The following is a 17,612-nucleotide window of genomic DNA, read 5'->3' as shown; positions in this document are numbered from 1 at the left end:
GGCCGAGGTCCAGCCGAAAGCCGAGGCCTCGCCGACGGCCGAGGGCCCGCCGATACCGGCCGTCGAGCCTCAGGTGGCGGCGGGGCCCACGAGGTCCTTGGCGAACCAGTGCTCGGCGTACGGCTCGTCGTTGTGCGGGGGCGTCTCCGCGTAGCCGAGCCGCGCGTACAGCGCCCGCGCCTCGCGCAGATCACCGCGCGTGTCCAGGACCAGCCGCCGCGCGCCCAGCGCCCGGGCGGTGTCCTCGGCGGCGGCCACCAGCAGCGCGGCGCCGCCCCGGCCGCGCAGCTCCGGCCGGACGAAGACCCGGGTCAGCTCGGCGACGGCCGGGTCCGCGGTGCGCCGTACCCCCGCGGTGCCGGCGGGCACGCCGCCGTGACGCGCCACCAGCAGCCGCCCGCCGGGCGGGGTGAGCCCGCCCTCGGCACCGGCGGCGATCTCCCGCTCCAGCTCGTCCGGGTCCGTACGGCGGCCCTCGTGCAGCAGGTACCAGCGGTCGCTGACCTCCGTGTAGTACGCCCGCCACAGGGCGGCGGCATCGGGGGAGCCGACGGGTTCGGGGGCGACGGTCCAGGCCGTCGTCTGCGTGGTCATGGCGGTCATTGTCGGGACCGCGCGCGGGGTGGAGGCAACCGGATTACGGCGCCACGCGGCCCGGCGCGGCGGCCCTTTCGTTTGGGGCGGGGCCCTGGGGCAACCCGGTCACCGTTCCGAGGTCCGAGAGCCCGGAGGCAACTACATGTCCACTGGTTTGATCGTTGCGTTGATCGTGATCGGGGCGGTCGTCGTCATAGGCGCGGCCGCCCTGCTGACCCTGCGGCGACGCCGCGGCGTCGGCGGACGGGACCTGAAGCGGCGCTTCGGGCCCGAGTACGAGCGGACCGTCGCCCGCTACGACGGCGACACCAGGGCCGCGGAGCGGGAACTCGCCGAGCGCCTGGAACGCCACGGCGAGCTGCGTGAACGTCCGTTGGAGGCGGAGCGGCGCCGCGCGTACGAGCAGCGCTGGCAGGCCGCGCAGGAGCTGTTCGTCGACTCGCCGCGCGACGCGGTGACCGAGGCGGACCGACTGCTCGCCGAAGTGGCCGGCGCCCGCGGCTTCCCCGACGGCGGCCACTACGAGGAGCAGGTCGCCGCGCTGTCCGTGCACCACGCGGACCACGTCCACGGCTACCGTCGCGTCCACCGCATCGCCCGCGCGGGCGTCGGCGCCGACGGGCAGCCCGAGCACGCCGCCACCGAGGAGATGCGCGAGGCCATGGTCGAGGCCCGCGCCCTCTTCGAGGACCTGGTCGCGCCCACCCGCCACGACGCCGGCGGCTCCGGCGACCGCCGGTCCTCGTCCCACGCCCGCCACGGCCGCGCCCACCAGCCGTGGGGGTTCACCCGGCATCACGCGAAGGGGAGTTGAGCCCGATGACCGAGACGCCACGGCAGGGCGGGGACGACCCGCGGAGGCCGGGCACGGCCGGCGCGGGTGCCGCGCCGGAAGGCACCGGCGGGGCGGGCCGGTCCGGCACCGCCGGGGAGACCCCGTCCGGGGGCACCGCCGCCGGCCAGGCCCCACCCGGGGCCGGCACACCCGGCACGGCGGGCACGCCCGGTGCGTACGGCGCGTTCGGCACGCCGGGCACAGCGGGCACAGGGGGCCCGGCGGGCACGAGCGGGTTCCCGGGCACTGAGGGCGCGCCGCACACCGCAGGTGCGTCCGGCGCCACGGGGACACCCGGCGGTCCCGGCGCGTCCGGTACTGCCGGTACCGGTACTGCCGGTACGCCCGGCACGCAGGGCGAGCCCGGCCCCACGGGCACGGAAACCCCGCAGGGCATACCGGGATCGGCGGGCACACCCGGCCACTCGGCCGGCACCCCCGCCGGGTCCGGCGTCGAGGCGGGTGCGCCCCGCGCGCAGAAGGCCTCCCACCTCGCCCCGCTGCTGCCGCACGACGAGGCGGAGAAGCTCGCGCAGCGGCTCCAGCACGCGGTGACCGGGTTCGTCGACGGGCCGCGGGCGGCCGTGGAGGAGGCCGACCACGTCCTGGAGGACATCGCGAACCGCTTCGCGGAAGCGGTGGCCCAGCGGCGCCGCACCCTGCGCCGTTCCTGGGAGTCGACCGACGAGTCCACCCCGCCGGCGACGGACACCGAGCAACTGCGGCTGGCGCTGCGCGACTACCGCGAACTCGCCGACCGGCTCCTGCACCACTGAGCACCACTGAGCACCACCGGACACCGCGGACGGCGCCGGCGGCTCGGGCCGCCGGCGCCGTGCCGTGTCCGTCAGCCGTTCCCGCGGTCCTCGCGGGTCTCCCGCCGCCGGCGTACGACGTCCTCCACGTCGTAGGGCTTCAGGCCCAGTGGGGGGCCGGGCGGGGGTTTGAACATCATGTCGCGGATCTTGACGTTGACCGACTCGATGATCTTGCGGGCCAGTCGCTCCGACGGGGCGGCGAGTGCCGCGACCAGCGCGTCCTCCGCCTCCTTGCGCAGGGCCAGCGTCGGGGGCAGTACCGAGACGCCCTCGCGGGCCAGCTTCCGCCGGATCCACCAGCGCTCGTCGTAGTCGGCCTCGATGTCGCTCGGCAGCGGTCTGCCCGCTCCGGGAAGGTGCTCGAACTCGCCGCGGGCCAGCGCGTCACGGATCTGTTTGTCGGTCCAGGACTCGAAGCTCACGCCGGGAGGCTTCCGCTCGGTCATGCGGCCATTGTGCCGGACGCGGCCGCACCGGGCGATCTATCATGCAGCGGCGCCGACGGACGCCGGCGCCACCGGACACGAAGGAGCGGCACGTGCTCGAACTGACCATGGCCTCCGTCTCGGGCACGGACACGGGCGCCACGGCCGGCATGCTCATGGCCGACGCGCCCAGCGAGCCGGGAGCCGTGCTGCGGGTGGGCCGGGACACCTCGGTGTGCCGCCTGGCGACGCCGGAGGACTGGCTGTTCGTCTCCCGCGTGCACCTGGAGTTCCTGTGCGGCCACGACGGTGCCTGGCACCTCACCTGGCTGCACGGCTCCCAGGCGGAGCCGTCCTCCGAGGTCCGGCTGACCGTCGGCGACCACGCGCAGCCCCTCGCGTACGGCGGCACGCTGCCCCTCCCGCGCGGCGGCAACGGAGAGGTCGTCATCCAGGACCGCACCGCCGCGCGCAGCGTCAACGTGGGCTTCTACCACGAGGTCTGACGGTCATACGGCCGTTTCCGGCGCGGCCGGGTCGACGAACCGCCGGACGAACGCCAGCGCCGTCTCGGCGACCTCGCGCCACCCGTGGTCGATGGTGAGCGCGTGACCGCGGCCGGGCAGTTCGGTGATCTCGGTGACGGCGTGCCGGTTGCGGGCCTGCTTCTTGCAGGAGGCGTTGGCGATGGCCCACGGCACGGTGTTGTCCTGCTCGCCGGAGATGATCAGCAGGGGGCCGCGCTCGGGAGCGGTAATGTCGGCCCTGACCTCGGTCCACGGGTTGAGGTTCGCGGCCGCCGCCTGGAACAGCGGCTCCCCGGACGCCGGGACGGCGTAGATGTCGTACAGCTCGCGTGCCTCGTCCTCGCCGACGGCGTTGGCGAAGGAGTACCGGAACTGCTCGTACGTCAGGGGCATCGCCCGGTGGTGGTTCGCCGGGTTGCCGAGCACCACGCTCGCCGCGCGCAGCGAGGACAGCGGCAGCGGCAGCACCCCGCGGAACGGGGCCCGGTCGATCGCGACGGTCGCCCGGGACAGCCCGCGTCCCGCGCTGATCCGGGCGATCAGGCCCCCGAAGGAGTGGCCGATCACCACGGGCGCGCGGTCCAGCCGGCGGATCAGGTCGCAGAAGTGGTCGGCGACCTGGCCGACGCTCTTGCCCGCGAAGACCTCGGGGTGCTCGCGGGCCGCCTCGACCGTCTCCGGGTCGTCCGGCCAGCCCGGGGCCACGGCGGCGAACCCGGCCTCCTCGAACAGCGCCGCCCACCGCTCCCAGCTGGTGGGCAGCAGCCACAGGCCGTGCACGAACACCGCCGGGACGCGGCCCGTGGCGTTGGCCCGCTCGATCAGCGCGAGGTCGCGGGCGGAGGAGTCGGTGGACGGGGACGAGGTCGGGGTCGGGGACGGGGGAGTGGGCGCGGGACGGGTCACGGCTGGCTCCTGTGGGGGTGGGGCGGAGGCCGGCGCCGAGGGGATCGCGGCCGGCGTCCGCGGTGGCTCGGTCGTCGCGGGCGCGCGGCGCGGCTCAGTCCTCGGCCAGCGCCCGCCGCAGCGTGTTCACCGCCAGCTCGATCGCGGACTCGGCCGCCCGCGTCTCGCGCAGCGCGTTGAGCATCACGAAGTCGTGGATGGCGCCCTGGTAGCGGACGGCGGTGACCGGTACGCCCGCGGCGCGCAGCTTGGCCGCGTACGCCTCGCCCTCGTCGCGCAGCACATCGGCCTCGGCCGTGACGACCAGCGCCGGGGGCAGCCCGGCCAGTTGCCCGGTGGTGGCGCGCAGCGGCGAGGCGGTGACGCGGGCGCGCTCCCCGGCGTCCGTCGTGTACTGGTCCCAGAACCAGCGCATGGCGTCGCGGCGCAGGAAGTAGCCCTCGGCGAACTGCTCGTAGGAGGCGGTGTCGAAGGAGGCGTCGGTCACCGGGTAGAACAGCACCTGCTGCCGCAGCGGCAGCCCGCCCCGCTCCTTGGCCAGCAGGGTCAGCGCGGCGCTCAGGTTGCCGCCGACCGAGTCCCCCGCGACGGCGAGGCGGGCGCCGTCCAGGCCGTGCGCGGCGCCGTCCGTGACGATCCAGCGGGCCACCGTCCAGCTCTGTTCGAGGGCGACCGGGTACCGGTGCTCGGGCGCGAGGCCGTACTCGGGGAAGACCACGGCCGCGCCGGTGCCGACGGCCAGCTCCCGCACCAGCCGGTCGTGGGTGTGGGCGTTGCCGAACACCCAGCCCGCGCCGTGGACGTAGAGGACGACCGGCAGCCGGCCCGAGGCCCCCGCGGGCCGGACGACACGGGCCCGCACCTCCCCGGTGGGACCGCCGGCGACCGTCACCCACTCCTCGTCGACCTCGGGCAGGGCCACGGGGCCGGACTGCACCTCGTCCACGGCCTTGCGGCCCTCGGCCGGCGGCAGCTCGTACAGATACGGCGGTTCGGCCGTGGCCCGGGCGAACGCCGCCGCGGCGGGTTCCAGGACGGGAGCGACGGGGCGGTGGTCGGTCATGTTCGGCCTCTCACGGGGACGGGGGCGGGCGCCGCGTTCCCGCGCCTCGGCCGCGGGGACGCAGGAACCGTATGCGCGCGCCGGCCGCACGGGTCGCCCCTGCGCGCAGGGGACTTGCCCCTGGATGCACGGCCTCATCTGGCAGTCGGCGCCGCGGCACCCGACAATGCGCAGAAGCCAGGTCACACGGACTGAGGGGGCGGGACGTGGTGCTGCTGCTGGACCTCGACACCATCGCGCCGCGGGAGCGGGCGGACGCCTTCCATCACGCGCTGACGGACGGGTCGGTGCCGAACGACGTCGTGCACGAGGAGCCCGAGACCGGGATACACGCCCGGTTCGAGCTGTGGCGGGTGGGCGGACTGGACCTGTTCACCGCGCGCAGCAGCGGATTCGAGGTCCGGCGCACGGCCCGGCACGTGCGCCGGCACCGGGAGCGGCCGGTGGTCTCCGTCTCGCTGCAGACCGAGGGCGTCCACCGCGCCGCGAACGGCGGGCAGCGCTACCACCTGGGCCCGGACGACATCGCCGTCTTCCACGAGCTGGCGCCGCGCCGCTACGGCTGGTCCGGGCACGGGGCTTCCCAGGCCCTCACCATCGACATGGACCACCTGGGCGTGCCCGTCGACGTTGTCGTGCGCGCCTCCCTGCGCCTGCGCGCCAGCCCCATGCACGACCTGGTCCTGGGCCACCTGCGCACCCTCTGGCGGGACCCCGCCCGCCTGGAGGTCGACCCGGGCGCCGCCGCCCTGGCGGGCGCCACCACCGAGCTGGTCCGGGCGCTGCTGGTCTCGGCGGCGCACGACGAGGACGACCGGCGGGTGCGGTCGGCCCTGGACGACTCGCTGGCCGTGCGGATCATGGCGTACGTGCGCCGCCACCTGACCGATCCGGAGCTGAGCCCGGAGCGCATCGCGCGGGAGCACGCCGTGTCCCTGCGCCAGTTGTACGTGGTGCTCGGCCGGGCGGGCATCGGGCTGGAGCAGTGGATCATCGGCGAGCGGCTGGAGGCGGCCTGCCGGCTGCTCGCCTCGCCCCGCCACGCCGGGCTGCCCGTGGCCGCCGTGGCGGCCCGCTGCGGCTTCACCAGCCCCAGCCACTTCACCCGCCGGTTCCGGGCGGCCTACGGCGTCACCCCGCGCGAGTGGCGACGGCACCGCGTCCACGGCATGGCGGGAGACGGCCGGGGCGCGGCGGGCGACGGCGGGGGTGCCGTGGGCGACGGCCGGGGCGTGGCGGGCGTACGGTGACCGCGCGTCCCCTCCGGGTCCCGCCGCGGGCGGGGTGAGGCAGCCGGAACCCGCCGCCTCCCCGCCCCCGCCCTCAACCGGCCGCCCCCACACCGCCGCCTCCTCGCCCCCGCCCCCGCCCTCGGCCGGCCGCCCTCATCCCACCACCCGGGCCAGCGCGAACCCGTCGTACCCCTTCGCGCCCACCGTCTGGATCGCCGTCCCGCTCAGCCTCGGGTGGGAGGCGATCAGGTCGATGGCCGCGCGGGTGCCGCGCACGTCCGGCGCGTCGGTGTCCGCGTCGGCGACGCGACCGCCGCGCACCACGTTGTCGACGACGATCACACTCCCCGCGCGGGTGAGCCGCAGCGCCCACTCCACATAGCCGGCGTTGTTGGCCTTGTCCGCGTCGATGAAGACCAGGTCGAACGGCGGCGGGTTCTCGTCGGCCAGCTGGGGCAGTGACTCCAGCGCCGGCCCCACCCGCACCTCGGCGACCTTGTCCAGCCCCGCGCGGGCGAGGTTGCGGGTGGCGACCTCAGCGTGCTTCGGGTCGTACTCCAGCGAGATCAGCCTGCCGTCGGCGGGCAGCGCGCGGGCCAGCCAGATGGTGCTGTACCCGCCGAGCGTGCCGATCTCCAGGATGTGCCGCGCCCCTTGGATCTCGGCCAGCAGCTGGAGCAGCTTGCCCTGCGGCGCGGTGACGCCGATCTCCGGCAGCCCGGCGGCCCGGCTGTCGCGCAGCGCCGCCCGCAGTACCTCGTCGTCGGGTGAGAGACGGGCGGAGACGTACTCGTCGACGGTGTCCCAGATCTGCGACTCGCTCATGCGCTCAGCCTCTCCCATCCGGGGCGCCGGGACACCTGCACGGCGCGGCGACCGTTCTCGGACGTCAGAACGGCATACATCAGGCGAACGGGAGGGGCCCGCGTCTTCCTGCGGGGGCGCCGGGAGCCTCGTAGGGTGCGCAACGCATACCCACGTAACGGACACACGGGGACGGACGGGGCGGGAGGCCGACGAAGCGTGGTGAACGCGGAGCAGACGGACCGGCCGGCCGGGACCCCGGCAGCGACGGCGGCCGGCGCGACCGCGGCGCGGCTGCGCGCCGCCCGCGCCGGCCTGTGGCTGGTCGCCGCCTTCCTGGCCGTACGGCAGTCGGCGGTGGTCCTCGCGACCCCGTCGGGCGAACGGCTGACCGACCTGGAGACCTGGCTCGGACCGGACGGCGTGCCGCGCGTCGAGGGCTCGCTCCACGACTCGACGCGCTTCACGGGCACCCCTTTCGGGGGACTCGTCCTCACACCCCTCACCCGTTCGGCGGAACAGGCCCTCGGCTGGGGCTGGACCTTCGGCACGCTCCTGCTCGTCGTCGCCCTCGGTCTGGTCGCCGCCCGCGCCCTGCCCTGCCCCGTCAGCCGCCGTACGGCCCTGCTCGCGGCCCCCGTGGCGATCAGTGTGCTGCTGCTGTCGCTGCCGGTCCGCGACGCGTTCCGGCCCGGCCAGACCGGCGTCCTCCCCGTGCTGCTGGTCCTGCTCGGCTGCTGCACCGTGCGCGGCGAACGGGCCGGCGGCGCCCTCGTCGGCCTCGCCGCCGCCCTCCAGCCCACCGTCCTGCTGTTCGCGCCGCTGCTGTGGTGCACCGGCCGCCGCCGCGCCGCCGGCTGCGCGGTCGCCACCTTCGCCGCGTGCACGGTGTCGGCCTGGGCGGCGATGCCGCACGACACGCACACCTACTGGGTGCACCACCTGGCGGGCACCGGTCCGGGCGGGCCGGCCGACGACCTGGCCAACCAGTCCCTGCACGGCGCCCTGCTCCGCCTCGGCCTCTCCGGCCCCCTGGAGACCGGCCTCTTCCTCACCCTCGGCGCGGGAACCGCCGTCCTCGGCGTGCGCCGCGCGGTGCGCTACGCGCGCGACGGACAGCTGCTGCTCGCCGTCGCCGTCACCGGCTGCGCGGCGATCGTGATCTCGCCGGCCACCTGGCAGCACCAACTGCTGTGGCTGCTGCTCGCGGTCGCCGGCCGGGTCGGCAGGCGGGCGTCCGACCGCCGGGTCTGGCCGGCCGCCGTCCTCCTCGTCATGACGCTCCCGGCGTCGTGGACACTGCCCGACCTGGGCCTCCTGCACCCGGTGCGGGACAACCTGGTGGTGCTCGCGGCCCTGCTCGCCGCCGCAGCCCTGCCCTTCCTCCCCCGGACCTCGCCGTACTTCCGCGCTCCCGTCCCCACGCGGTACGCCGCCCCCGCCCCGGCGCGCCCACGGAAGGTGCCCGCGCTGCCATTGCCGCGCCGGGTCCTGGACCGCCCCAACCTGCTCCTCGAAGTGCTGCTCCTGCGCGTCACCTACGCCGCGTACGAGCAGGTCCGGCTCGCCGCGACCGGAGGAACCACCTCGGGCGGGCGGGAGCGGGCCGAGCGCCACGGCGAGCAGATCCTGTCGGTCGAACGCGCCCTGGGCATCGACATCGAGCACGCGGTCAACCACACCGTCGCCGGCATCGGCCCGCTGCGCGGATTCTTCGACTGCTACTACACGTCCTTCCACTTCGCCGTCCCGCTGACGCTCCTCGGCGTCCTCTACCGGCGCCGCCCCGCCGACTACCGCTGGGCCCGCTCGACGCTGGGCCTGACCACGCTGCCGGCCCTCGCCGGCTTCTGGGCCTACCCGCTCGCGCCGCCGCGCCTCATGCCGGACCTCGGCTTCATCGACACCGTCCACGGCGTCCAGGACTTCTCCCGGCCCGACTACGGCACGCTCACCCAGCTGACCAACCAGTACGCCGCGATGCCCTCGCTGCACTTCGGCTGGGCCCTGTGGGCCGGGCTGGTCGTCGTGGTCGTCACGCGCCGGTGGTGGGTGCGCGTCCTGGGGCTGCTGCATCCGCTGTTCACCGGCATGGCCATCGTCGCCACCGGCAACCACTGGGTGCTGGACGCGGCCGGCGGCGCGGCGGCCGTCCTCGCCGGCTGCGGTCTCGTCCACGTCCTCCAGGGGCCGAGGGGCGTGACCGTTCCCGCGGAGAGGTCGGACGGGCTTCGCGCGGGGGGCCCGGACGGGAAGACCCCGGGTCGGCACGGGAAGACCTCGGGCCGGTACGAAACCGGCTCGGACCCGGACGGATCCACCGCGCGGGCCGGCTGAGGGGCGCACTCCGGAGGGCCCCGTCCAAAGAGGCCGTCGTCCGTGAGGGGCCGCAGTCCGGAACGGGCCGGCGTCCGGGCGGGAGAAACGCCCGAAGGCGGCGGCCCAGGGGATCGGGGGCCGCCGCCTTCGGGCGTGCTTGCGGGGGCGGGGGTCCGGCCGGGAGCCTGGCGGCTCAGTACCAGCCGTTGGCCTGCCAGAACTTCCAGGCGCCGACCGGGCTGCCGTAGCGGGAGTTCATGTAGTCCAGACCCCACTCGATCTGGGTCTTGGCGTTGGTCTTCCAGTCCGAGCCGGCGGCGGACATCTTGGAGCCGGGCAGGGCCTGGACCAGGCCGTAGGCGCCGGAGGACGGGTTGGTGGCGTCGACGTCCCAGCCGCTCTCGTGCTCGACGATCTTGCTGAAGGCGTTGTACTGGGCGGCGTTCGGGATCATCTGCTTCGCGATCGCCTTCGCCTGGGCGGGCGAAGCGGTCGTCGCGGCGTGCGCCGGAGCGGCGGTCAGCGCCATGCCGGTGGCGGCGGCGGCCACGGCGGCGGTGGTGAGGGCCTTCTTCGGGGACGCGATGCGGCGGGCGATGCGGGCGACGGACACGGAGAACCTTTTCCTTCGGGGACCGGGGGTGTCGCGGCAGTCCGTGACCACGCGGTGCGGGGCGGGAACATGCCTCGGCGCCGAGGCCCGTGGGGCTCGTCGGCGCCGTGCGACGTCATCCAGAGAAGCAGTCCGGAAGGGGGTCCGCAATGACCCCCTTTACTAGTTGTGGTCGCATTCGAGACGAAGGTCGCTTGTGTGACGTGGCTCTCAATGCCCAGGTCAGCCCGCACATTGACGTGAGCATGGCGTCCGATTTGTCTACTATTTCCGGTCGTATGTGATCTGCGCCCTGTGGGCCGGTTCACGCCCGGGGGCCTCTTCGGGGGCCTCGAATGTGACCGCGGTCTCGAAGGCGGCGCGCCGGGTGGCCCGCCGCAGGGCCTTCAGCACGGCCGGACCGAGCGTGAACGTGAGGACCACCGTCACCAGGGCGCGGCCCAGGTCCCAGCCGAGCGAGGTGGCCAGGCAGTAGGCGGCGAAACGGGCGAGGTTCGCGGCGGTGCCCGCGGCCGGATCCGGGGCGATGTCCGAACCGTCCCGCGGCAGGAAGGGCCAGCCCTGCGCGTTCATCACCAGGCCGTACGCGAACGCGGCCAGGAAGCCGTACCCGGCCAGCAGCAGCAGTTCCCCGCGGCCGCGCAGCCGGTGCGGGCCCGGCAGCAGCCCCGCCCCCATCGCGAACCAGCCCATCGCCAGCATTTGGAACGGCATCCACGGCCCCACACCCCCGGTGAGCAGCGCGGACGCGAACATGCTCAGCGAACCCAGGGCGAAGCCGAATCCCGGCCCGAGGACCCGGCCGCTCAGCACCATCAGGAAGAACATCGGCTCGATGCCCGCCGTGCCCGCGCCGATCGGCCGCAGCGCCGCCCCGGCCGCCGCCAGGACCCCCAGCATCGCCACCGCCTTCGCGCCCAGCCCGGACTCCGCGATCGCCGCGCCCACCACGGCGACCAGCAGCACCAGCAGCCCCGCGAAGAGCCACGGGGCGTCCTGGCTGTGCCCCGCCACCGCCGCGGCGGGCGGGGACAGGAACGGCCACAGCAGCGCCGCCGCACCGACCGCGCCGGTCAGCACCAGTACGGCGACCGTGCGGGGGCCCAGACGGATCGGGCGGACCTGCCGGACCGGTCGGACGTGCCGGTCCTGGGGGACCCGGCGGACCTCGCGGGTCATGCCAGCGCCTTTCTCACCTGCGCGACCGTGAGCCACCGCTGCGGCGCGAGGATCTTCGTCACCTGCGGCGCGAACGACGGCGACGAGACCACCACGTCCGCCGTCGGGCCGTCCGCGATCACCTCGCCCTCCGCGAGCAGCACCACCCGGTCGGCGAGCTCGGCGGCCAGCTCCACGTCGTGCGTGGCCAGCACGATCGCGTGCCCCTGCGCCGCCAGCTCCCTCAGCCGCGCGACCAGCCGCGCCTTCGCCGCGTAGTCCAGACCCCGGGTCGGCTCGTCCAGCAGGAGCAGCGGCGGACGGGCGGCCAGCACCACCGCCAGGGCGAGCGTCAGCCGCTGCCCCTCGGACAGATCACGCGGGTGGGTGTCGTCGGAGATCCCCGGCAGCAGCGCCGAGACCAGGGCCCGGCAGGTGCCCGGCGCGGCGCCCGCGTCCTCGTCGGCCGCCGCGCACTCGGCGGCGACCGTGTCGGCGTACAGCAGATCGCGCGGCTCCTGCGGGACCAGGCCCACCCGGCGGACCAGGTCGCGGGGCGGCGTGCGGTGCGGCGCGGCGCCGCCGACGCGCACCGAGCCGGAGTCCGGCTCGACCAGCCCCACCAGCGAGGACAGCAGCGTGGACTTCCCGGCGCCGTTGCGGCCCATGAGCGCGACGGTCTCGCCGGGGGAGACGGTGAGGTCGACGCGGCGCAGCGCCCGCACCCGGCCGCGGCGTACGGCGAGGTGGCGCACCTCGGCGGCGTACGGGGAGGCGGGGGCGGGCGCGGCGGGCCGGTGCCTGCGCACCCAACGGCGGGGCCGGGGCGAGGAGGGCTCGGCGTCGGCGGGGGAGACGGGGGCGGGGACGCCAGGGGCGGTCGCGGTCTCGGTCGTGGCCGCGTCGGCCGTGGGTGTACTGGTGGCCGGCCCGGCGGCGGGAGCGGGAGAGGGGTCCAGGTTCCGCAGGCTGGCGCGCAGGTCCGTCGCCCGGCGGCGGGCGTCGCGCACCGTCAGCGGCAGCGGGGACCAGCCCGCCAGCCGGCCCAGGCCGGCCACGGGCGGATACACCGGCGACACGGCCATGATCTCGGCGGGGGTGCCGAGGACGGGCGGTGCGCCGGGGGAGGGCAGGAGCAGGACCTGGTCGGCGTACTGCACGACCCGCTCCAGGCGGTGCTCGGCCATCAGCACCGTCGTGCCCAGGTCGTGGACGAGCCGCTGCAGGACGGCGAGGACCTCCTCGGCGGCGGCCGGGTCGAGGGCCGAGGTCGGCTCGTCGAGGACCAGCACGCTCGGGTGCGGGGTGAGCACCGAGCCGATGGCCACCCGCTGCTGCTGCCCGCCGGACAGCGTGGCGATCGGGCGGTCCCGCAGCGGCGCGAGACCCAGCAGGTCCAGCGTCTCCTCCACCCGGCGGCGCATCACCGCCGGGGGCAGGCCCAGCGACTCCATGCCGTAGGCGAGTTCGTCCTCGACGGTGTCGGTGACGAAGTGCGACAGCGGGTCCTGGCCGACCGTGCCGACCACGTCGGCCAGCTCGCGCGGCTTGTGGGTGCGGGTGTCGCGGCCGGCGACCGTGACCCGGCCGCGCAGGGTGCCGCCCGTGAAGTGCGGGACGAGCCCCGCGACGGCGCCCAGGATCGTCGACTTTCCGACGCCGGACGGCCCGACCAGCAGCACCAGTTCGCCCTCCGGGACCTCGAAGTCCACGCCCCGGACGGTCGGTTCGGCGGCTCCGTCGTACGTCACGGAGACGTCCTCGAAGCGGATCACGTCGACTCCTCGGAGTTCTCGGGCGACGGGGTCACGAAGGCCGGGAGCAGGCCCAGCAGGACGGCCGCCGCCGGCCACACGGGAAGGCTCGGGGCGGTCAGCGGGACCACCCCCGGATGCAGGGCCGCCGGGTCGGCGGACGCGGCCAGGACGAGCGAGGCGGCGACCGCGGCACCGGAGCCGGAGACCAGCCAGGCCCGCGCGCCCCACGGGTCCGGGCGGTACCGGGTGCGCGGCGAGCGCCGGCCGCCCAGCCACAGCCCGGCGAGCGCGGCCCCCACCCCCGCGAGCAGCACCGGCAGTCCGTACGTGCCGCCCTCCGCGGTGAGCAGCCCGTACGTCCCCGCGCAGACCCCGAGCAGCCCGCCGAGGGTGAGCGCGGCCGTCGTACGGCGCACCGCGGGCGGCACCGCGGCCGTACGGCCGTAGCCGCGCGAGTCCATCGCGGCGGCGAGCGCCACCGACCGTTCCAGCGCGCCCTCCAGGACCGGCAGGCCCACCTGGAGCAGGCCCCGGACCCCCTTGTCCGGCCGTCCGCGCAGCCGGCGGGCGGCACGCAGCCGCCGCACGTCCGCGACCAGACTCGGCGCGAAGGTCAGGGCCACGACCACCGCGACCCCCATTTCGTACAGCGCGCCCGGCAGCGACTTCAGCAGCCGCGACGGGCTCGCGAGGGCGTTCGCGGCGCCCACGCAGATCAGCAGCGCGGCCAGCTTCAGACCGTCGTACAACGCCCGGAGCAGCACCTCCGCGGTCACCTCGCCGCCCAGACGGATGCCCTGCGCCCAGTCGGGCAGCGGCACTTCGGGGAGGGTGAGGAGGGTGTGCGTGCCGGGGATGGGCGAACCGAACACGACGGCGAACACCAGGCGGATCAGCAGCACCGCGAGGCCCAGCTTGAGGAAGGCGCCGTAGGAGCGGGCCCACGGGGCGTCCGGGCGGCGCACCGCGACGACGTACGCCGAGACCGCGATGAGGAGCGCGAGGAGGAGGGGATTGGTGGTGCGGGTGGCGGCGATGCCGAGGGACAGGGCCCACAGCCACCAGGCACCGGGGTGGACCGTGTCACCCATTCCCGCGTCGCCGGGTCTGCCAGATCGCGGCCGCGCCCAGGACCGCCACCGCCGCGCCGCCCGCGAGGAGACCGAGGGAGGGCCCGCCGTCGTCCTGCCCGCCGGCCGTTCCCTCGGCGGCGTCCTCCGGGGCGGCGCTCTCCGGGGAGGCGTCCTGCGGGGAGGCGTCTTCCGGGGAGGTGTCCTTCCCGCCGGTACCGCTCCCGCTCACCTGCTCCCCGCAGCCCTTCGCCGGATAGCCGGAGATGGCGCACAGCAGCGCGTTGGTGTCGTAGCGCAGGGGCTTGGCGACGGCGGCCAGCGCCTCCGCGGTCGTCGCGTCGGGCGCCACGCTCGCGCACACGGTCCGGCGGGCGGGCGGTGTCTCGCCCGACGGGGCGTGGGCCGCCGTACCGAAGTCGAGGACGAGCGCGACCCGCTTCCGGCCGTCCCGCGCGGGCGTACGGGCGCAGATGACGTCGAACGTCGCCGTGCCGCGCGGCCGGGCGGCGTCGCCGGAGTCCGCGCTGACGGCGAAGCGGAAGCCCTGCACGTCGCCGTCGGACGGCCGGGCGGTGGCCGGGCCCTCGGTGGCGTACGTCCAGCGGTCGCCGTCGCGCTCCCAGAAGGACCAGTAGCGGTAGCCGGCGGCCTGTGCCGGGCCGGTGCTCAGCGACCCGAACAGCACGGCCAGGAGCAGGACGGCGGCACGGCGGAGCATCACGCCTGCGGCCCCTTCTTCTTCCTGCCGCTGAGCAGGAAACCGACGCCGATACCGCCGACGAAGAGGGCACCGACCACCCACAGCATGCTGGTGTCGCTCTCCTCTTCGGCCGAGTCGTCCCGCTCGCCCTCGTCCGCGCCGGCGGCCTGCGGGGCCGGGCCGGTCGCGTTCAGCCGCTCGACGAGGTCGTCGCCGCCGAAGTCACGGGGGTCGCCGCCGGTGGCCAGCGTGGCGAAGATCAGCTGGGCGTAGGCGGCGGGGCCGTTCTGCTTCGCCCAGTCCGCGGAGTTCCGCTGGAGCCACTCCAGGGGCTTCGCGGCCCGCTCGGCACCGCCCTGCGCGGCGAGCGCGACGACCGCGTCGGCGGTGTTGCCGTAGTCGGGCTGGTTTTCGGCGCCCGGCAGGGCGGAGACGAGGTGGCCGTCCTCGGCGACGGCGTCCGCGAGGTAGGCGGCGCCGTTGGCGGCGGCCTGCTCGGGGGACTCGGCGTCGGCGCACTCGGGCGCGTTGCCCGGCTCGCCCGCCTCGGCACCGAGCCCCTTGCCGAGCGCGCCCAGCACACCGGCGGCCGTGGCGTCGGCGTTGGCGGCGAGCTTGCCCTTCTTGTCCGGCTGGTAGGCGAAGGCGCCGCCGCCGTCCTCGTCGCAGGGGAGGGCCAGGGCGAGGAGGGCGTCGTACGGCGAGTTGCCCTTCCTCGTCACCTCGGCGGGCTTCTCCCCGGCGGCGGCGAGGGCGCCGATGACGACGGAGGTGGAGTTGGTGTCGGTCGGCGACCCGGCGCCGAAGCCCCAGCCGCCGTCCTCGTTCTGCACCGACTTCAGCCAGCTGACGGCCTTGCCGGTCTCGGCGTCGTGCCCGCCGAGCGCGGCGAGCGCCTGCACGGCGGCGGCGGTCGCGTTGGTGTCCAGCATGGTCTTGGCGTCACAGGCCTTGCCGGTGTCCGCGCGGTAGGAGGCGAACGCGCCGTTCGCGCACTGCTGCCCGGTGAGCCAGTCCACCGCCTTCCCGGCGGGCCGCACGCCCACCGCGTCCTGGGCGAGCAGCGCGAGCGACTGCCGCCACACACCGTCGTAGGTCGGGTCGCCCGTGCCGTACAGCCCCGAGGGCAGGGCCGCGGACGGCGAGGCGGACGGGGACGGGTCGGCGGCGTGGGCGACCGGAGCCGCGACGGCGCCGATCACTGCGGCGGCGGCCAGGGCCGCGGCGGTGCGGCGGACGTTCATGATCGGCGGATGCCCTCTCCTGCGGGGAGCCGGGCAGCACCGGAGGACCCGGGCGGCTCGGCTCCGTGAACCTCGACGGTGCTGAGCCGTTCCACGTCCGCACGGGGCGATCCGGCTCGCCGGCCCCTGCGCGGGTTCGGCTCACGGACAGGGGTCTCCCCTGTTCGAGCGAAGTCGAGAACTCGGGGAAGGGCCGGCGCCGGATTTACACCGGCTTTCCCCCGTACGGGTGTGATACGACGCGGCCACTTTACCGGGCGGTCAGCGGGGGTGATCCGAGTGGTTCGTCACGCGTCAGCCGGTGACGGCTTCGTCCGGAGCCGTCTCCCGCAAGTGGTCCAGGGTCAGCGGCTTCACCCGTCGAAGGCCGACGTCCTGCCCGATGGGCCGGCGCAGGTCCTCCACCGTGAGGTCTTTTGAGCGGACGCTTCCTCAACTCGTGTACGCCGCGGACCAAAGAGTGCTGTCCGACGGGGGAGCCGGCCATGTGACTCCCTCAAGGTCCTCGATCGTCGATCGCCTTGTCCTTGTCCACGCGATCTGACAGCAAGAGTTCTCCCTTTGTGGCCGCCCCGTTCGGCGATGCGGTCGACGGGAGCCCCACCGGACATCACGGCACGGCGTAAGTCCCCACAGCGGGCGGCAAGTCGCCCCGCCCCGCCCTCTCCGTTCCGTGCCGCCCGACGCTGACGCCGTGTCGCGCGCCGTCCGTCCGGTCAGTCGCGTGCCGCCCGTCGCTCAGTCGTTGGGCTGTCCCGGTCTGTCTCGTTCCGGGTGGTCGTCCGGCAGGTCGATCAACCGGCACACCGTCTCGATGTCCACCGTCACCTGGGCGATCGACGCCCGCCCCGACAGCCAGGTGATGAGCGCCGAGTGCCAGGTGTGTTCGATGACGCGGACGGCGGAGAGCTGGGCGGGGGACGGGTCCTCCTGGCCCATGGCGTCGAGGATGATCGCCGTGGTCTGGCGGGAGACCTGGTCGACCTCGGGGCTGACGCCGCGGTCGGCGAAGGTGAGGGCGCGGACCATGGCGTCGGCGAGATGGGGCTCGCGCTGCAGGGCGCGGAAGGCGCGCATCAGGGTCTGCGCGACGCGCTCGGCGGGAGTGTCGCCCGTCGGGGGCTTCTTGCGGAGGGTGGCGTGCAGGCGCTCCAGCTGGTCCTGCATCGTCGCGACCAGCAGATGGACCTTGGAGGGGAAGTAGCGGTAGAGGGTGCCCAGGGCCACCTGGGAGGACTCGGCGACCTCCCGCATCTGCACCGCGTCGAACCCGCCCCGGCTCGCCAGCCGCGCGCTCGCGCGCAGGATGCGGCGCCGGCGCTCCTCCTGCCGCTCGGTGAGGGGCGAGGCGGGGCCTGCGGCCGGGCGCCTGGTGGCGGCTTCCACCTTCTCCATGGGTCCCGTTCCGTGACAGTCCGTGAGGGTGTGGGACCACACAGCATGGCAGGGTTCGGGACCGGTGTGGGCCGTGGCGTGAATCACCTGATCCACTTCTCACAGCGGCGCTACCTGCCGGTAGATTCGGAGCCTCTTGAACGATC

General features: G+C 75.3%; 17 protein-coding genes. 5 read left to right on the top strand and 12 right to left on the bottom strand.

What is annotated here, in order from left to right; genetic code table 11:
- Window positions 1–69 precede the first annotated feature (69 nt).
- Complete coding sequence (locus tag G7Z13_RS09970; RefSeq protein WP_165997934.1) at window positions 70–594, bottom strand: GNAT family N-acetyltransferase; 525 nt, start codon at window positions 592–594, stop codon at window positions 70–72.
- A 145-nt stretch (window positions 595–739) separates the two neighbouring features.
- On the opposite strand from G7Z13_RS09970, the gene G7Z13_RS09965 reads away from it, so the two are divergent.
- Both G7Z13_RS09965 and G7Z13_RS33600 read left to right on the top strand, forming a co-directional pair.
- Window positions 740–1,411 (top strand): hypothetical protein, encoded by a 672-nt coding sequence (locus tag G7Z13_RS09965; protein ID WP_165997932.1) that lies wholly within the window; start codon window positions 740–742, stop codon window positions 1,409–1,411.
- 5 nt (window positions 1,412–1,416) lie between these two features.
- Entirely contained in the window at window positions 1,417–2,208 is a 792-nt protein-coding gene (locus tag G7Z13_RS33600; RefSeq protein ID WP_240926162.1) for a hypothetical protein, read from the top strand.
- Window positions 2,209–2,279: 71 nt separating this feature from the next.
- Here the strand turns inward: G7Z13_RS33600 and G7Z13_RS09955 are convergent, their stop codons facing one another.
- Window positions 2,280–2,696 carry a DUF1992 domain-containing protein gene (locus G7Z13_RS09955; RefSeq protein ID WP_165997930.1) on the bottom strand — a complete coding sequence of 139 codons (417 nt, stop codon included), beginning with the start codon at window positions 2,694–2,696 and terminating at the stop codon, window positions 2,280–2,282.
- 92 nt (window positions 2,697–2,788) lie between these two features.
- Here G7Z13_RS09955 and G7Z13_RS09950 point away from each other — a divergent pair, with 92 nt between their 5' ends.
- The gene (locus G7Z13_RS09950; protein WP_165997928.1) at window positions 2,789–3,181 is read left to right on the top strand and encodes an FHA domain-containing protein; all 393 of its coding nucleotides are present in this window, start codon (window positions 2,789–2,791) and stop codon (window positions 3,179–3,181) included.
- Between the two features lie 3 nt (window positions 3,182–3,184).
- On the opposite strand, the gene G7Z13_RS09945 is transcribed toward G7Z13_RS09950, so the two are convergent.
- Window positions 3,185–4,108 (bottom strand): alpha/beta hydrolase, encoded by a 924-nt coding sequence (locus tag G7Z13_RS09945; RefSeq protein WP_165997926.1) that lies wholly within the window; start codon window positions 4,106–4,108, stop codon window positions 3,185–3,187.
- 94 nt (window positions 4,109–4,202) lie between these two features.
- Entirely contained in the window at window positions 4,203–5,171 is a 969-nt protein-coding gene (locus tag G7Z13_RS09940) for an alpha/beta hydrolase (protein ID WP_165997925.1), read from the bottom strand.
- 206 nt (window positions 5,172–5,377) lie between these two features.
- On the opposite strand from G7Z13_RS09940, the gene G7Z13_RS09935 reads away from it, so the two are divergent.
- Entirely contained in the window at window positions 5,378–6,421 is a 1,044-nt protein-coding gene (locus G7Z13_RS09935; RefSeq protein ID WP_240926161.1) for an AraC family transcriptional regulator, read from the top strand.
- Between the two features lie 135 nt (window positions 6,422–6,556).
- Here the strand turns inward: G7Z13_RS09935 and G7Z13_RS09930 are convergent, their stop codons facing one another.
- On the bottom strand, window positions 6,557–7,228 hold the full coding sequence (locus tag G7Z13_RS09930) for an O-methyltransferase (RefSeq protein WP_165997923.1): 672 nt from the start codon (window positions 7,226–7,228) through the stop codon (window positions 6,557–6,559).
- Window positions 7,229–7,426: 198 nt separating this feature from the next.
- On the opposite strand from G7Z13_RS09930, the gene G7Z13_RS09925 reads away from it, so the two are divergent.
- Window positions 7,427–9,544, top strand: coding sequence for a bifunctional glycosyltransferase 87/phosphatase PAP2 family protein (locus G7Z13_RS09925; protein WP_165997921.1), 2,118 nt, complete (start codon window positions 7,427–7,429; stop codon window positions 9,542–9,544).
- A gap of 175 nt (window positions 9,545–9,719) precedes the next feature.
- Here the strand turns inward: G7Z13_RS09925 and G7Z13_RS09920 are convergent, their stop codons facing one another.
- From G7Z13_RS09920 to G7Z13_RS09890, 7 genes are all read right to left on the bottom strand, one after another.
- Window positions 9,720–10,139 carry a transglycosylase SLT domain-containing protein gene (locus G7Z13_RS09920; protein WP_165997919.1) on the bottom strand — a complete coding sequence of 140 codons (420 nt, stop codon included), beginning with the start codon at window positions 10,137–10,139 and terminating at the stop codon, window positions 9,720–9,722.
- A 264-nt stretch (window positions 10,140–10,403) separates the two neighbouring features.
- Window positions 10,404–11,318, bottom strand: a complete 915-nt coding sequence (locus tag G7Z13_RS09915) for an ECF transporter S component (RefSeq protein ID WP_165997917.1) — start codon at window positions 11,316–11,318, stop codon at window positions 10,404–10,406.
- Window positions 11,315–13,072 (bottom strand): ABC transporter ATP-binding protein, encoded by a 1,758-nt coding sequence (locus G7Z13_RS09910; protein ID WP_165997916.1) that lies wholly within the window; start codon window positions 13,070–13,072, stop codon window positions 11,315–11,317. Before G7Z13_RS09910 ends, G7Z13_RS09915 begins: the two co-directional genes overlap by 4 nt.
- Entirely contained in the window at window positions 13,069–14,145 is a 1,077-nt protein-coding gene (locus G7Z13_RS09905) for an energy-coupling factor transporter transmembrane component T (RefSeq protein ID WP_165997914.1), read from the bottom strand. Before G7Z13_RS09905 ends, G7Z13_RS09910 begins: the two co-directional genes overlap by 4 nt.
- Window positions 14,138–14,845 carry an SCO2322 family protein gene (locus tag G7Z13_RS09900; protein ID WP_165997912.1) on the bottom strand — a complete coding sequence of 236 codons (708 nt, stop codon included), beginning with the start codon at window positions 14,843–14,845 and terminating at the stop codon, window positions 14,138–14,140. Before G7Z13_RS09900 ends, G7Z13_RS09905 begins: the two co-directional genes overlap by 8 nt.
- Window positions 14,845–16,071: a prenyltransferase/squalene oxidase repeat-containing protein gene (locus G7Z13_RS09895; protein WP_165997910.1), complete on the bottom strand. Its 1,227-nt coding sequence runs from the start codon at window positions 16,069–16,071 to the stop codon at window positions 14,845–14,847. The genes G7Z13_RS09900 and G7Z13_RS09895 overlap by 1 nt, the downstream gene beginning before the upstream one ends.
- A gap of 738 nt (window positions 16,072–16,809) precedes the next feature.
- A complete protein-coding gene (locus G7Z13_RS09890) occupies window positions 16,810–17,466 on the bottom strand; it encodes a TetR family transcriptional regulator (RefSeq protein WP_165997908.1) in 657 nt (218 codons plus the stop codon).
- Window positions 17,467–17,612 lie beyond the last annotated feature (146 nt).

Source organism: Streptomyces sp. JB150 (genome assembly GCF_011193355.1).
In the GTDB taxonomy this organism is placed as follows: Bacteria; Actinomycetota; Actinomycetes; order Streptomycetales; family Streptomycetaceae; genus Streptomyces.
The sequence above is the reverse complement of the archived record's forward strand: the minus strand, read 5'-3'. Positions and strand labels throughout refer to the sequence as shown.

What these genes read in the sequence shown, in the direction of transcription:
- G7Z13_RS09970 (WP_165997934.1), bottom strand. Translation starts at nt 594, where the DNA reads ATGACCACGCAGACGACGGCCTGGACCGTCGCCCCCGAACCCGTCGGC.
- G7Z13_RS09900 (WP_165997912.1), bottom strand. Translation starts at nt 14,845, where the DNA reads ATGCTCCGCCGTGCCGCCGTCCTGCTCCTGGCCGTGCTGTTCGGGTCG.
- G7Z13_RS09965 (WP_165997932.1), top strand. Translation starts at nt 740, where the DNA reads ATGTCCACTGGTTTGATCGTTGCGTTGATCGTGATCGGGGCGGTCGTC.
- G7Z13_RS09940 (WP_165997925.1), bottom strand. Translation starts at nt 5,171, where the DNA reads ATGACCGACCACCGCCCCGTCGCTCCCGTCCTGGAACCCGCCGCGGCG.
- G7Z13_RS33600 (WP_240926162.1), top strand. Translation starts at nt 1,417, where the DNA reads ATGACCGAGACGCCACGGCAGGGCGGGGACGACCCGCGGAGGCCGGGC.
- G7Z13_RS09905 (WP_165997914.1), bottom strand. Translation starts at nt 14,145, where the DNA reads ATGGGTGACACGGTCCACCCCGGTGCCTGGTGGCTGTGGGCCCTGTCC.
- G7Z13_RS09955 (WP_165997930.1), bottom strand. Translation starts at nt 2,696, where the DNA reads ATGACCGAGCGGAAGCCTCCCGGCGTGAGCTTCGAGTCCTGGACCGAC.
- G7Z13_RS09930 (WP_165997923.1), bottom strand. Translation starts at nt 7,228, where the DNA reads ATGAGCGAGTCGCAGATCTGGGACACCGTCGACGAGTACGTCTCCGCC.
- G7Z13_RS09890 (WP_165997908.1), bottom strand. Translation starts at nt 17,466, where the DNA reads ATGGAGAAGGTGGAAGCCGCCACCAGGCGCCCGGCCGCAGGCCCCGCC.
- G7Z13_RS09895 (WP_165997910.1), bottom strand. Translation starts at nt 16,071, where the DNA reads ATGAACGTCCGCCGCACCGCCGCGGCCCTGGCCGCCGCCGCAGTGATC.
- G7Z13_RS09915 (WP_165997917.1), bottom strand. Translation starts at nt 11,318, where the DNA reads ATGACCCGCGAGGTCCGCCGGGTCCCCCAGGACCGGCACGTCCGACCG.